Source organism: Aquimarina muelleri DSM 19832, from assembly GCF_000430665.1.
In the GTDB taxonomy this organism is placed as follows: Bacteria; Bacteroidota; Bacteroidia; order Flavobacteriales; family Flavobacteriaceae; genus Aquimarina; species Aquimarina muelleri.
Genome location: NZ_AUML01000009.1, coordinates 1 through 12,764 on the forward strand (window position 1 = coordinate 1; position 12,764 = coordinate 12,764).

At 30.8% G+C, this 12,764-nt stretch carries 17 protein-coding genes; 8 read left to right on the top strand and 9 right to left on the bottom strand.

Features of this window, described 5'->3' with window-relative positions:
• A partial coding sequence (locus H527_RS0105705; protein ID WP_027411811.1) for an IS3 family transposase occupies positions 1 to 262 on the bottom strand: 262 nt, incomplete at its 3' end.
• A gap of 148 nt (positions 263 to 410) precedes the next feature.
• Here H527_RS0105705 and H527_RS0105710 point away from each other — a divergent pair.
• Genes H527_RS0105710 through H527_RS0105720 form a run of 3 tightly spaced genes read left to right on the top strand, consistent with a single transcriptional unit; the run spans position 411 to position 2,737 of the window.
• Positions 411 to 806, top strand: coding sequence for a DUF2721 domain-containing protein (locus H527_RS0105710; RefSeq protein ID WP_027411812.1), 396 nt, complete (start codon positions 411 to 413; stop codon positions 804 to 806).
• Between the two features lie 45 nt (positions 807 to 851).
• Entirely contained in the window at positions 852 to 2,303 is a 1,452-nt protein-coding gene (locus H527_RS0105715; RefSeq protein WP_027411813.1) for a PAS domain-containing sensor histidine kinase, read from the top strand.
• 20 nt (positions 2,304 to 2,323) lie between these two features.
• Entirely contained in the window at positions 2,324 to 2,737 is a 414-nt protein-coding gene (locus H527_RS0105720) for a response regulator (protein ID WP_027411814.1), read from the top strand.
• 86 nt (positions 2,738 to 2,823) lie between these two features.
• Here H527_RS0105720 and pyk read toward each other — a convergent pair whose 3' ends face one another.
• The 4 genes from pyk to H527_RS0105740 form a co-directional block, all read right to left on the bottom strand.
• On the bottom strand, positions 2,824 to 4,251 hold the full coding sequence (pyk, locus tag H527_RS0105725; protein ID WP_027411815.1) for a pyruvate kinase: 1,428 nt from the start codon (positions 4,249 to 4,251) through the stop codon (positions 2,824 to 2,826).
• Positions 4,251 to 4,745 carry an IPExxxVDY family protein gene (locus H527_RS0105730; protein WP_027411816.1) on the bottom strand — a complete coding sequence of 165 codons (495 nt, stop codon included), beginning with the start codon at positions 4,743 to 4,745 and terminating at the stop codon, positions 4,251 to 4,253. Before H527_RS0105730 ends, pyk begins: the two co-directional genes overlap by 1 nt.
• A gap of 211 nt (positions 4,746 to 4,956) precedes the next feature.
• The gene (locus H527_RS0105735; protein ID WP_155837815.1) at positions 4,957 to 5,142 is read right to left on the bottom strand and encodes a hypothetical protein; all 186 of its coding nucleotides are present in this window, start codon (positions 5,140 to 5,142) and stop codon (positions 4,957 to 4,959) included.
• A gap of 52 nt (positions 5,143 to 5,194) precedes the next feature.
• Positions 5,195 to 5,434 (bottom strand): hypothetical protein, encoded by a 240-nt coding sequence (locus H527_RS0105740; protein WP_027411818.1) that lies wholly within the window; start codon positions 5,432 to 5,434, stop codon positions 5,195 to 5,197.
• 146 nt (positions 5,435 to 5,580) lie between these two features.
• Between H527_RS0105740 and H527_RS0105745 the strand changes: the two genes are divergently transcribed.
• Positions 5,581 to 5,811 carry a helix-turn-helix domain-containing protein gene (locus H527_RS0105745; protein ID WP_211235726.1) on the top strand — a complete coding sequence of 77 codons (231 nt, stop codon included), beginning with the start codon at positions 5,581 to 5,583 and terminating at the stop codon, positions 5,809 to 5,811.
• Between the two features lie 37 nt (positions 5,812 to 5,848).
• Here H527_RS0105745 and rnc read toward each other — a convergent pair whose 3' ends face one another.
• Genes rnc through H527_RS0105760 form a run of 3 tightly spaced genes read right to left on the bottom strand, consistent with a single transcriptional unit; the run spans position 5,849 to position 8,087 of the window.
• Positions 5,849 to 6,583, bottom strand: coding sequence for a ribonuclease III (rnc, locus tag H527_RS0105750; RefSeq protein ID WP_027411820.1), 735 nt, complete (start codon positions 6,581 to 6,583; stop codon positions 5,849 to 5,851).
• Entirely contained in the window at positions 6,583 to 7,836 is a 1,254-nt protein-coding gene (gene fabF / locus H527_RS0105755) for a beta-ketoacyl-ACP synthase II (RefSeq protein ID WP_027411821.1), read from the bottom strand. The genes rnc and fabF overlap by 1 nt, the downstream gene beginning before the upstream one ends.
• A 17-nt stretch (positions 7,837 to 7,853) precedes the next feature.
• The gene (locus H527_RS0105760) at positions 7,854 to 8,087 is read right to left on the bottom strand and encodes an acyl carrier protein (RefSeq protein ID WP_024768509.1); all 234 of its coding nucleotides are present in this window, start codon (positions 8,085 to 8,087) and stop codon (positions 7,854 to 7,856) included.
• A 186-nt stretch (positions 8,088 to 8,273) separates the two neighbouring features.
• Here H527_RS0105760 and purN point away from each other — a divergent pair, with 186 nt between their 5' ends.
• From purN to H527_RS21530, 4 genes are all read left to right on the top strand, one after another.
• Complete coding sequence (purN, locus tag H527_RS0105765; protein WP_027411822.1) at positions 8,274 to 8,858, top strand: phosphoribosylglycinamide formyltransferase; 585 nt, start codon at positions 8,274 to 8,276, stop codon at positions 8,856 to 8,858.
• Between the two features lie 171 nt (positions 8,859 to 9,029).
• Positions 9,030 to 9,665, top strand: a complete 636-nt coding sequence (locus H527_RS0105770) for a ribonuclease H1 domain-containing protein (protein ID WP_027411823.1) — start codon at positions 9,030 to 9,032, stop codon at positions 9,663 to 9,665.
• A gap of 406 nt (positions 9,666 to 10,071) precedes the next feature.
• Positions 10,072 to 10,434 (top strand): hypothetical protein, encoded by a 363-nt coding sequence (locus tag H527_RS24540; protein WP_035087518.1) that lies wholly within the window; start codon positions 10,072 to 10,074, stop codon positions 10,432 to 10,434.
• Between the two features lie 95 nt (positions 10,435 to 10,529).
• On the top strand, positions 10,530 to 11,489 hold the full coding sequence (locus H527_RS21530) for an alpha/beta hydrolase family protein (protein ID WP_229809233.1): 960 nt from the start codon (positions 10,530 to 10,532) through the stop codon (positions 11,487 to 11,489).
• 60 nt (positions 11,490 to 11,549) lie between these two features.
• Here the strand turns inward: H527_RS21530 and H527_RS21535 are convergent, their stop codons facing one another.
• Positions 11,550 to 12,671: a carbohydrate-binding protein gene (locus H527_RS21535; protein ID WP_051316655.1), complete on the bottom strand. Its 1,122-nt coding sequence runs from the start codon at positions 12,669 to 12,671 to the stop codon at positions 11,550 to 11,552.
• Positions 12,672 to 12,764: the final 93 nt, after the last annotated feature.

A 12,764-nucleotide genomic window follows, 5' to 3' on the forward strand; every position in this document is an offset into this window, starting at 1 on the left:
TGCTTACTGCCTTTTTTAAGATATCACGTTCCATTTTTACATCTCGTAATTCTTTTTCTAATTCCTTTACTCGTAATTGTTCTGTACTCAATTCCTGTTTTACAGTGAATTTACCAGAGGTAGATTCATAGGATTTACGCCATTTACGGATCATACTTCCATCTAAATCATATTCTGAACTCACTTGCTGTACGCTTTGACCTGATTGTAATAACTCTACAATCATAAGTTTAAAATCGTTACTATGTTTTCGCTTTACCATAATTCAAATATATTTAACATTATGGGCTATTTAAAATCGTCCTAACAAAACTAGATATTCCAATCTTCTTTCTATACTTAAATTAGATTACAGTGAGTAGGACTCTTTTTTTTTCAATTACATTAGTAGCTCAAAAAAAAAGATTATTATGACGCTTACAATGAGTATCCCTGCATTATTGTTTCCTGCTATTTCCCTAACTATGTTAGCCTATAATGCCAGATATTTGGCGATTGCAGCATTAATCCGACAGTTGTATGAGGAGTATTTAGTCTCTTCATCCAAAAATACCGTGCTACAAATTAAAAATTTAAGAAAAAGATTATCGCTAATACAAAACATGCAAGCGATAGCCATCTTAAGTTTTTTAACTAGTGTGATTACTATGTTTTTGCTATATATTGAAAAATTAGTATGGGCAAATCTGGTATTTGGTATAAGTTTACTTTTACTAATGATCTCTCTTTTTTTGTCGTTTATAGAAGTTCAGATCTCTACCAAAGCTTTGGCGATTCGGTTAGATACAATTGAAGAAAATAGGTAATAAATTCTTATCTTGTTGAGATAATTACTTTTCAAAACCTTTTTAATGCTTCAGAATGAACTTTTTAATACTGTAATACAGGATTTCAATACAGGGTATTGGGAACTGCATAAAGATCCAGAAAGAGAAATTTGGTCAGAAAAGTTCTGTAATAGTTTAGGCTATACAATAGAGGAAATAGAAACTACCATCGATTATTTTTTAAAGTACTTAATAGATCAAGAAGATGTTGATGTTTTTAGAGATAATTTTTTTAATTATAGACGTAATGCTGTTGATTTTAAACAGTATATAAAAATTAAATCTAAAAAGGGTAACTATAAACTATTTAGATGTGCTACCAATGATGAATTACCAGTAAATATGAAATTGGAATCTCATCTAATTTTTTTTTTCGAAATAAAAATAGAGCCAGAATACGCTACTACAAAAGACAATTTTTATTATAAAGAAACGGCTCAAATGACAGCCACAGGTAGTTGGCATGTAGATTTTATAGAAAAAAAAAGCTTTTGGGATTTTGAAACCAGACGCATTTTAGAATATCCAGATGACTATATACCCTCTCTCAAAGATTCTGCATTATACTATGCAGAAGAGTCACAAGAAAAAGCAGCAGATTTGTTTTTTAATTGTGCAATGGTAGGAACACCTTTTAATACCGAAATCAAAATGATAACGGCAAATAAAAGAATATTTTGGGTTAAAGCCATAGGGAAACCAGTATATAATGAAAACAAAGAAATAATTGGAGTTAGAGGTGTTTTTCAAGATATAGATGAAATCAAAAAAAAAGAATTAGGATTACAAAAATCTATAGATATAATAGCCTCTCAGAACTCTAGGCTATTTAATTTTGCTCATATTGTATCTCATAACTTAAGATCTCATACTAGTAATCTATCTCTATTAGTACAATTAATAGAAGATATAGAAGATCCAAAAGATAAAATAGAATTTATCGAACAAATTAAACAAATATCCAATAGTTTAAATATAACAATTGAACATCTTAATGAGATTGCAGCAATCCATACTAATAAAGCTCAGGAAAAAAAAGTAATTAAATTTCAAGATGCCCTTAATGTGGTTACCAACGGCATTGGTCAAACAATTTCTATCAGTAAAACTAAAATTAATATAGATTTTAGCCAACTGGATAAGATTAACTATATACCTGCATATTTAGAAAGTATATTGTTAAACCTGATAACCAATGCAATAAAATACAAGCATATAGATAGAGACCCAATAATAGATATAAATACCTATATAAAAAACGACAAAAAGTACTTAAAAATATCAGATAATGGGAGAGGGATCGATTTAAAATTGTTTAAAAACAAAATATTTGGAATGTATAAAACGTTTCATCGTAACAAAGATGCAGTAGGAATAGGGCTTTTTTTAACAAAAAATCAAATAGAATCACTAAATGGTAGAATTACTGTAAAAAGTGAGGTAGATAAAGGAACTACTTTTATAATTGAATTTTAAAATGAAATAGCATATTGATTATGAGAAAAAAAATAGGGTTAACTTGTATAATAGATGATGATACTATGTACGTAAATCTTGTAAAAAAGATTGTAGAAGCAAAAAGTCTTTGTAAAAATTTAATGGTATTCCAAAATGGAAAAGAAGCTCTTACTTATTTTGAAGCAATTTTAACCAATTTAGACAAAAAAACGATTCCAGATATTATTTTTTTAGATTTAAATATGCCTGTTATGGATGGATGGGAATTTTTAGAGAACTTTACTAAAATCAAAAACAAACTCGAAAAAAAAATTATATTATATATAGTAAGTTCTTCTATTAACCCAGTAGATATAGAAAGAGCCAAGAGTATTAATACCGTTAAAGATTATTTGGTAAAACCAGTTACTTTAAAAGAATTAGAATCCATTTTTTTAAAAGAAGCCTTATAAAAAAAATTAACCAGATTCGAAAAATATTTTTCATATCTGGTTAATGAAAGTAAACCTAAAGCTACATTATGGCTTTAAAAGTTATTTTATATTTGAGAAATCCTAAGAGTGTTTACCATTCCTTTTGCAGTAATAGGCATTGCAGCTAAATTTACCAACATATCCCCTTGTTCTACAAATCCACGATCCAATGCAATTTTGTTAATATCCTCTACCGTTTCATCTGTACTTACAAATTTATCATAGAAAAAAGCCTTAACACCCCACAAAAGGCTAAGTTGTGATAAAATCCTATGGTTACTGGTAAAAACTAAAATGTGAGCATCAGGTCTCCAGGCAGAGATCTGAAACGCTGTATATCCACTATTTGTTAATGTACATATAGCTTTAGCATCAATATCATTGGCCATATGTGCAGCATGATAACAAATAGATTTGGTAATAAATCTATTTGTTCTTATGTGCGGTGGGTTTTGAGGAACTGTTATTAAATCCGAATTTTCTACGCTTTTAATAATTTTAGACATGGTTTCGATAACCTGTACTGGATATTTACCTACAGATGTTTCGCCAGATAGCATAACAGCATCAGCACCGTCCATTACAGAATTAGCGACATCGTTTACCTCTGCTCGAGTAGGTGTTAGACTGTCAATCATAGTTTCCATCATCTGTGTTGCTATAATCACAGGTATTCTGGCTGTTTTTGCCTTTAAAACTAATTTTTTCTGAATTAATGGAACTTCATGTGCAGGAATTTCTACCCCAAGATCCCCTCGAGCAACCATTAAACCATCACAATAAGCTACAATATTATCAATATTATCAACTCCTTCAGGTTTTTCTATCTTAGCAATAATAGGTATTTTATGCTCGCTATGTTCTTTAATTAGATCCTGTAATTTAATTAAATCATCGGCATGACGTACAAAAGATAATGCCATCCAATCTACACCTTGCTCACAAGCAAAAATGGCGTCTTTTATGTCTTTTTTTGTCAATGCGGGTAAAGAAATATTAGTATTCGGAAGATTAACGCCTTTTTTTGACTTTAAAGGACCTCCTTGTATTACTTTGGCAGTAACAGTATCTTTTTTATTGGTAGAAACTACCTCAAAGATTAATTTTCCATCATCCAAAAGAATTTTTTCACCAGCTTTTACATCTTTAGGAAAATCTTTATAATTCATATAAACTTCTTCTGATGTACCTTCAAATGGTTGTCCTGTTATAAAGTTTATAGTATCTCCATCATTTACAATAATATCTCCTTTCATAACACCAACCCGTAATTTAGGGCCTTGTAAATCACCAAGTATTGCAGCATTATAACCATGATCTTTACTTAGTTTTCGTATGTTTTGTACACGTTCTTTGACATCTTCATAGTCCGCATGAGAAAAATTTATTCTAAACACGTTTACACCTGCATCGAGCATTTTTTTTAAAATCTCTATATTACTTGTAGCGGGACCAAGAGTAGCTACTATTTTAGTTCTTTTACGTTTAGGCATTATTCGAATATTAAGTTGTTCTTTGATTTAAGCGCTGCATAATCTAAAATGTATGCAGTCATAATTTGAGAAATGTTCAGCATGTTTAATAGTAAAGATTTACTAGAAAAGTTAGATGCTTCCGTTTCAATTTTTAGAAAATAATCTACATTTTTTAATTCTGGGATTAGATATTTTGTTACCAATGTATCCTCTGCCGAAGCAGTAAATAATCCATTTGTGATATTGTTTTTTTGTTCTGTTTTAGCCTGAAATTTATTTCCAAAAAGACTATATGTGGTATATTGAAAATGATCTTCAAATTGATATAACGGAAAACTGGCGATTAGATCATTATGCGAAAAAATAATATCTTCTTTTTTTCTAAAAAGCCTTAAACTTAAGTTTTTATTTAATAGAAATGCTAACCTGTATGAAGCTAATGAACAGTGAATGGCAATAAGTTCATAATCATCATCTGCAAAGGTATCTAATACTAACCGTTGAACAGCCACTTGGATATTTTTGTTTCAAAATTAACTCGAAATATACAAATAAAATCATCTAACAAGTTTAATTAAACATAAAGATATTTTACGAAAACGATTGCGTTAGTATCTTTTTACTCTAAAAAAATACACCTTCATTAAATGAAGGTATATTTTAAGGAATCGGGGTTTTATTTTTTAAGGAATATAAACCAATTTATAAAGGTTTTGATTACGTTTATTTAGTGTGGTTTTTAATTTTTTTATATAGTCTTAATAATGTGTTTTTATAAAATGCAGCTTTACCATCTATAATATCTAATACTGGGTTCATTTCTAAGAGTACTTTGTGGATAATTTCTTTAGAAACATGTGCATACTCTGACAACCTAGTAATAGCAATTTCTTTTTCTTCCGGATTCAATTTTTTGTAATTTTTATTGAGCATAAGCAAGGTGTTCAAAAAATTTGATGAATTAATATTTTGGAGCAGCATAAGTTCTTAAAATAAAAAGACGTCTTGCTCTGTAAATATACTCTATGGTTTCCTCACGATTTTTACCATTTTGATATAACTTATTTATCCAGTTATATATTAAAACTTCATACGGTTCTTTTTGTACAACATCATAGAAAAAAATATTAGGTTCTAAATGAAGTGTTTTTAATACTTCATTCATAAATCTATAATGGGCTTCGTTTTTCTTTATACTCATTTGGATATTGCTGTCTGATATGGTGCAAGTTACAAATTTTTTTATTAAATACGTATTATATGCCTTAAAATTGCGGTATATAAACCGTAATTTTTTAACATGCGAATACTGACTTTTGTGAAGATCGACATTAAATGTCACTGATTATGAACGAACAGAACAAATTACAACGCATTAAGTTAATAGGAGAACGTATCAAACAGTTAAGATTTGATGCTGGATATACAAGCTATGAAACATTTGCTATGGATAAAGGATTAGACAGAAAGCACTATTGGCGTTTAGAGAAGGGTTCTAATTTTACATTAAGTACTCTTATACGCATTTGTGATATTCACAATATTTCTTTGAAGGATTTTTTTAAAGATATTGATTAATTATAGCTTTTTTAATAATTAGGGATTTCTAAAGCACCTAACTATCTATTTTGGCTTGAAATGCAAAATAAGCTCTTTTTGATGCTTTTTCTTCTGCCTTCTTTTTTGATGTAGCTCTTGCTTTAGCGACTACTTTGTCGTTTATCCAAAGTTTTACAGCAAAATGCTTCATTTCATCTTTTCCTGTATCTTCATACACTTCGTAGTTGAATATCTTTTTCTCTTTTTGACACCATTCTATGAATAAGCTTTTGTAGCTAATTATTTGCCCTTCTAAACTTTCAATATCCACATATGGGTCAATTACTGCTTCTTTAATAAAGCGCTCACAATATCCATAGCCACGATCCAAATAAATAGCTCCTATTAAAGCTTCAAAAAGGTTTCCGTGTATATTTATTCCAAATTGAGATTTTGGAATATTAGTTTTTACTAATTCAATTAGTTTTAAATCTTTACCTAACTCATTAAGATGTTTTCTGCTTACTACTTTCGCTCTCATTTTGGTAAGATAGCCTTCATTGCCTTCGGGAACTTCTTTAAACAAGTGTGAAGCAATAACACTACTAAGCATAGCATCTCCAAGAAACTCAAGTCTTTCAAAATTAACAGCATTTCCTTTTTTATCTTTTAGATTTAAAGACCTATGAGTAAATGCTTTTTCGTAGGGTCTAATATTTTTTGGTTTAAAACCTACAATTTTTTGAATTTTAGAAAAAAAATTCCCGTTCTTTTCAGAGCGGGAATTTAATATGTTGCGAATAACATTCATTATTCGTTCAGTTTTTTAAATAATACACAAGCATTATGACCTCCAAAGCCAAAAGTATTACTCATTGCATATGTAATTTCACGTTTTTGAGCTTTGTTTAAGGTCAAATTCAATGAAGGGTCTATGTTTTCATCCACAGTAGTGTGATTGATAGTAGGAGGTACTATACTTTTTTGTATTGCTAAGATAGAAGAAATTGCTTCTATTGCTCCAGCAGCACCAAGTAAGTGTCCGGTCATAGATTTTGTTGAATTGATATTGATATTGGATGCATGATCTCCAAAAACTTTAGTGATAGCTTTTAATTCTGCGACATCTCCTAATGGAGTGGATGTCCCATGAGTGTTTATAGTATCTACTTGTTCTGGTGTTACACCCGCATCTTTTAAACAATTAAGCATCACGCGTTCTACACCTATTCCATCAGGGTGTGGAGCTGTCATGTGATATGCATCACTAGACATTCCGCCACCAACGACTTCGGCATAGATTTTAGCACCTCGTGCTTTTGCGTGTTCATATTCTTCAAGAATAAGAGCTCCACTACCTTCACCAAGAACAAAACCATCTCTGGTAGCGTCAAATGGTCTGGAGGCAGTTTCTGGGCTTTCATTTCTTGTAGATAAAGCGTGCATTGCATTAAATCCTCCCATACCAGCAATAGTTACTGCGGCTTCACTTCCTCCTGTAATAATAATATCACAATGTCCTAAACGTATATAGTTTAAAGCATCGATCATAGCATTAGCAGAAGAAGCGCAGGCAGAAACAGTGGTATAATTAGGTCCCATAAAACCATTTCTAATAGAAATATGCCCAGGAGCTATATCGGCGATCATTTTTGGGATAAAGAAAGGATTGAAACGAGGTGTTCCATTTCCATTGGCATAGCCAATTACTTCTTCCTGAAAAGTTTCTATTCCGCCAATTCCAGCACCCCAGATTACGCCAACTCTAAATTTATCGATTTTTTCCATGTCGATAGCAGCATCTTTTATAGCTTCTTCTGAAGATACTATAGCATACTGTGCAAATTTATCTAGTTTGCGTGCTTCTTTCTTATCAAAATAATCTGTAGGAGAATAATTTTTGACTTCGCAAGCAAATTTAGTCTTGAAATTTTCGGTATCGAAATAAGTAATGGGGGCGCAACCGCTTTTACCATTGATTAATCCATTCCAATATTCATCAATATTGTTACCGATAGGCGTTAATGCCCCTAGTCCTGTGACTACAACTCGCTTAAGATTCATATTCTGTTGTGAAATTATTACTTTGCGTCTTCAATATACGATATTGCTTGACCAACTGTTGCAATGTTTTCAGCTTGGTCATCTGGAATTTGAATATCGAATTCTTTTTCGAATTCCATAATCAATTCTACAGTGTCTAATGAATCAGCGCCTAGATCGTTTGTGAAACTAGCTTCATTCACAACTTCGTTTTCGTCTACTCCTAATTTGTCAACGATTATCGCTTTTACTCTTGATGCAATGTCTGACATAATGTTTAATTTTAATTTTTTAATTAGGTGGCAAAAATAAAAAACTTTATTTTAAAACCCCACAATCCCACAAAAATGTATTTGTATTTTATCAAATATAGCGAAGTATTGCCTTTTTGCTGCCTAAAAATGAATAATTATTATTTTTTTTGTGCTCTCTAATTAACAATTTTATCCTGATTTATTATGAAACGTATTATAATTTTTGCTTCCGGCTCTGGTACTAATGCCGAAAATATAATTAAATATTTCCATGAGCAAAAAATTGCCGAGGTTACACATGTGTTCTCTAACAACCTGCGTGCCAAAGTACTAAAACGAGCTCATCTACTGAAGGTAAAGGCATTACACTTTGACAAAGAGTCATTTTATGATACAAATGAGGTACTTAATGTCTTAAAAGATGCCAAACCAGACATAATTGTGTTAGCAGGATTTTTATGGATTTTTCCTAAAAAAATCATAGATGCTTTTCCTAACAGGGTTATAAATGTTCATCCAGCCTTATTGCCAAAATATGGCGGAAAAGGGATGTATGGTCATCATGTGCATGAAGCTGTAGTGAAAAATAAAGAAAAAGAAAGCGGTATTACTATTCATTATGTAAACGAACATTATGATGAAGGCGCTATCGTATTTCAGGCCAAAACTCCAGTATTAGAAGGAGACACTGCAGAAGATGTTGCAAATGCAATTCATCAATTAGAATATAAACATTTTCCTGTAGTGATAGAAAAATTGTTATTTCCAGAAGTGGATGCTTCCTTATAAGGATGAGTTTTAGGATAAATGAGAGAAAAAATAGTAATGTTTGAAGGGGTATCGGTATTTTTTTAGTATTCTTCGAGAACCTCAGAATATTAAAAAGAGATATTATTACTGTCCTCAACACAAAAATTATCTAGAAGATATATTTATCAATAAATAAACAATAATAAAGTAATGTCAAAAAAAGAAAAATTTTATGTTGTCTGGGAAGGGCATAGACCAGGGGTTTATACAAAATGGGAAGATTGTAAGGCAGCAGTAAATGGTTTTGCAGGAGCTAAATACAAATCTTTTGATTCTTTTGACGTTGCAAAAAAAGCATATAAAGAGGACTATGAAGATTATAAAGGAAAAAGTAGCCCTAAAAAAGCTTTAACAGCAGAACAATTATCAAAAATAGGAGAACCTAACTTGTATTCTATAGCAGTAGATGCTGCCTCTAGTGGTAACCCGGGTAAAATGGAATATAGAGGAGTAGATACCCAAACGTACAAACAACTTTTTCATCAAGGTCCGTTTCCTGAGGGAACAAATAATATAGGAGAATTTTTAGCTCTTGTACATGGGCTAGCGTATCTTAAAAAAATAAATAGTGATCGTATACTATATTCTGATTCTAGAATTGCTATTGGGTGGGTAAAACAAAAAACCTGCAAAACCAACTTAGTAAGAACATCCAAAAACACCGAAATGTTTGTATTGGTAGATCGTGCAATACATTGGCTTAAAAACAATACATACACCACCAAAATTGTAAAATGGGAAACCAAAGCATGGGGAGAAATCCCTGCGGATTTTGGCAGAAAGTAACATAGTTTTTGGATCAAAAATCAATAAACGTAAAAGTATTGTGGTTTTCCATCATTACAAAATAAGAATTTTATTCTATATTGGCATATAAATTATCCTATCCTAAAAGTCAGTATCTAGAGTAATCAATTATCTAATAATTGTCTCAAAATAGATATGTATAAAATCAATGAATACTATTATGTATGAACTATCTTTTATATAAGGATAGAAAATAGTTGTTGCGCAACAATATTTTCTAAAAAACACTACTCAAATTTAGTGTTCTATCTATTATAGTTCTTGTGTTATTATCGTTTTTGATTAATATATTAGTATTGTTGCTTATTGCTTTAGGTTTATGGATCACAGGATCGTTTATAACAATTTTATTAACAGAAATGCATTTAAAAGAGCTACATAAAAAATGAAAAAAAATATTTTGATATTAGTATGTTGTTTAAGTTGTTGTTTTTGTTATGCGCAAGATTTTACAGGGATTTGGGAAGGAGATTTAGAAGTTCAAAATACTAAAATACCATTAGTTTTTAAAATAAAAAAAGATAGTGTTTACACATCTACAATGGATAGTCCAGATCAAGGTGCTAAGGATGTTTTAGTAGATGTAACAACTGTAAAAGGATCTGTAGTTACTTTTTCAATAAAAAATTCGGGTATTTTTTATGAAGGAAAGATAGAAAACGATAGCTTAATTTCAGGTACATTTAAACAAGGGGTTGCTATACTACCTTTGGATCTTATAAAAAAAAAGATAAATCCAAAAGAGTAAACAGACCACAAGAACCAATACCGCCACATTCCTACAAAAATGAAGACGTTACTTTTAAAAATAAACAAGGTGTAAAATTTTCTGGAACCTTATCATTGCCAAATAAAATAGATGGTATTTTTCCAGCTGTCATTTTAATTAGCGGTAGTGGACCACAAAATAGAGATTCAGAACTTTTTGGGCACAAACCTTTTCTTGTTATTGCAGATTATTTGGTTAAAAGAGAAATAGCAGTATTGAGGTTTGATGATAGAGGTGTGGGCCTGTCAAAAGGAAATCATAATACTGCGACAACGCTCGATTTTGCAGATGATGTTGAAGCTGCTTTTTCCTTTCTTTCCAAAAGAAAAAACATTGATTCAAAAAAAATTGGTCTTATAGGACATAGTGAAGGTGGTATGATAGCATCAATGATTGCTTCAAGATTAAAAAATATTGATTTTATAGTTTTACTAGCGACACCGGGTTTACAAGGGGATAAAATACTCTTGTCTCAATCAAAATTATTGTTAACTAAAACTGGAAAAAATAAGGAGGATATTGATAAAATATCTCGCATTAACAAAAAATCGTATAGATTGATTCAAAAAAACAAAAATGTTGATCAATTAAAAATTAAATTGGTATCTCATTTAAATAGTTCTCAGAAAAAGTATAATTTCCTGTTAGATAAACCAAAACAAATTAATAGCGACGATTATGTAAAATCTTTAATTAGTCAAATGATTTCTCCTTGGTTTACTTTTTTTATAAACTATGATCCAAAAAATGCTTTAGAAAGGGTAAAATGTCCTGTATTAGCCATTAACGGTAAAAATGATGTTCAAGTAGCCTCTGGAAAAAATTTGAATGCTATTAGAAAAGCGCTTCAAAAAGGAAAAAACAAAGACTATGTCATCAAAGAATTACCAAAATTGAATCATTTATTCCAAGAAAGCAATACCGGATTTCCACATGAATATTCAAGAATTGAACAAACATTTTCTCCTATTGCCTTGAAAGTAATGGGGGATTGGATAGAAACAAGAGTAAATAAGCCTAAGTTAGATAAGTAATAAAAAAAGCCCTGATATAGATACCAGAGCTTTTTAAAAAATATAAATATTATTTATTTCTTAATTTAAAGGAGGGAACACTGCATTACTTTTTGTTGTTGCAGAAGATGTACCACATGCTCCAAGATTATTCCATGATGTTGCAGTTCTTTGGTATAAATTTCCTTGATAAGTTACCTTAGCACCAACAGAATAAGACGTATTACTATTATATGCAGCTACGCCAGCACAAATGTCATTATTAGGAGTACTGTCACATGCTCCAAGATTATTCCATGATGTTGCAGTTCTTTGGTATAGATTTCCTTGATAAGTTACTTTATCACCAACAGAATAAGACGTATTACTATTATATGCAGCTACACCGTCACAGTTACCACCAGTAGTAGATCCAGGATATATTCTAGCAATAAAAGACTTATCTGTTGTAGATAATTGAGAATTACTTCCTACGGCAACACCGTCTGTTGTATGTGCTGCAGGAATAGGATAATGCATAATAGATTTTGGATCATAGACACTGTAGTTAGAAATATTTGCTTCATAACGTCTGAACAGATTATTATCTACCTGTGCTCTACTCCAGTTATTAGGTGGTCCTGCATAATATGCATACACTGCTTCTTTATCCCAATTAATTCCAGCTACAGGGTTTTGGTGTTCATGAATTAAACCAAGAGCATGCCCAAATTCGTGGATTGTAGTTCTTCTAAATTCGGTTTCTGAGGTATTATTATTGAACCATCCAAAATGCATACTATGGTTATAGTTATTAGAATCTGTTCCTAAATAAGACCAAGATCCACCATCATTTGCAAATTGACCTTCTTTAAAACCAATTTTAATGTTTGCACTGCTATTTGAAGATACCCATTCGAATTTAATATTCGCATGACTTTCCCATGCTACAGCATATTGTTTAACTTTAGATTGTACATAACTATTTCCATTTAAGAATTTTACACGGATAGTTTGTCCAGCCTGCCATTGTTTTGCTTTAAGACTAGCGGCTTTTGAATTGTTATCACCAGTATTCCATTTTTCGACACATACGTGAGCATCGCTTTTTGCATTTACGTCCTGACTTGTTTCGGCTGTAAATTCAGAATCTTTTTCACAGTTGAATAGTAAAACAGAAAGTGATGTAACTAAAAGGAGTTTAGTTAAATTTAATTTTTTCATAATTGTTGTAAGTTTGAGTTTGTATTGAGCAAATAACGTAATTTTTTTAAGTTTATTTTACACATTTATTTTTTTTTAAGCTTCATATTAGGA

What these genes read in the sequence shown, in the direction of transcription:
- H527_RS0105710 (WP_027411812.1), top strand. Translation starts at nt 411, where the DNA reads ATGACGCTTACAATGAGTATCCCTGCATTATTGTTTCCTGCTATTTCC.
- rnc (WP_027411820.1), bottom strand. Translation starts at nt 6,583, where the DNA reads ATGAATGTTATTCGCAACATATTAAATTCCCGCTCTGAAAAGAACGGG.
- H527_RS21535 (WP_051316655.1), bottom strand. Translation starts at nt 12,671, where the DNA reads ATGAAAAAATTAAATTTAACTAAACTCCTTTTAGTTACATCACTTTCT.
- H527_RS0105715 (WP_027411813.1), top strand. Translation starts at nt 852, where the DNA reads ATGCTTCAGAATGAACTTTTTAATACTGTAATACAGGATTTCAATACA.
- H527_RS0105745 (WP_211235726.1), top strand. Translation starts at nt 5,581, where the DNA reads ATGAACGAACAGAACAAATTACAACGCATTAAGTTAATAGGAGAACGT.
- H527_RS0105720 (WP_027411814.1), top strand. Translation starts at nt 2,324, where the DNA reads ATGAGAAAAAAAATAGGGTTAACTTGTATAATAGATGATGATACTATG.
- pyk (WP_027411815.1), bottom strand. Translation starts at nt 4,251, where the DNA reads ATGCCTAAACGTAAAAGAACTAAAATAGTAGCTACTCTTGGTCCCGCT.
- H527_RS0105740 (WP_027411818.1), bottom strand. Translation starts at nt 5,434, where the DNA reads ATGAGTATAAAGAAAAACGAAGCCCATTATAGATTTATGAATGAAGTA.
- fabF (WP_027411821.1), bottom strand. Translation starts at nt 7,836, where the DNA reads ATGAATCTTAAGCGAGTTGTAGTCACAGGACTAGGGGCATTAACGCCT.
- H527_RS0105770 (WP_027411823.1), top strand. Translation starts at nt 9,030, where the DNA reads ATGTCAAAAAAAGAAAAATTTTATGTTGTCTGGGAAGGGCATAGACCA.
- H527_RS24540 (WP_035087518.1), top strand. Translation starts at nt 10,072, where the DNA reads ATGAAAAAAAATATTTTGATATTAGTATGTTGTTTAAGTTGTTGTTTT.
- H527_RS0105760 (WP_024768509.1), bottom strand. Translation starts at nt 8,087, where the DNA reads ATGTCAGACATTGCATCAAGAGTAAAAGCGATAATCGTTGACAAATTA.
- purN (WP_027411822.1), top strand. Translation starts at nt 8,274, where the DNA reads ATGAAACGTATTATAATTTTTGCTTCCGGCTCTGGTACTAATGCCGAA.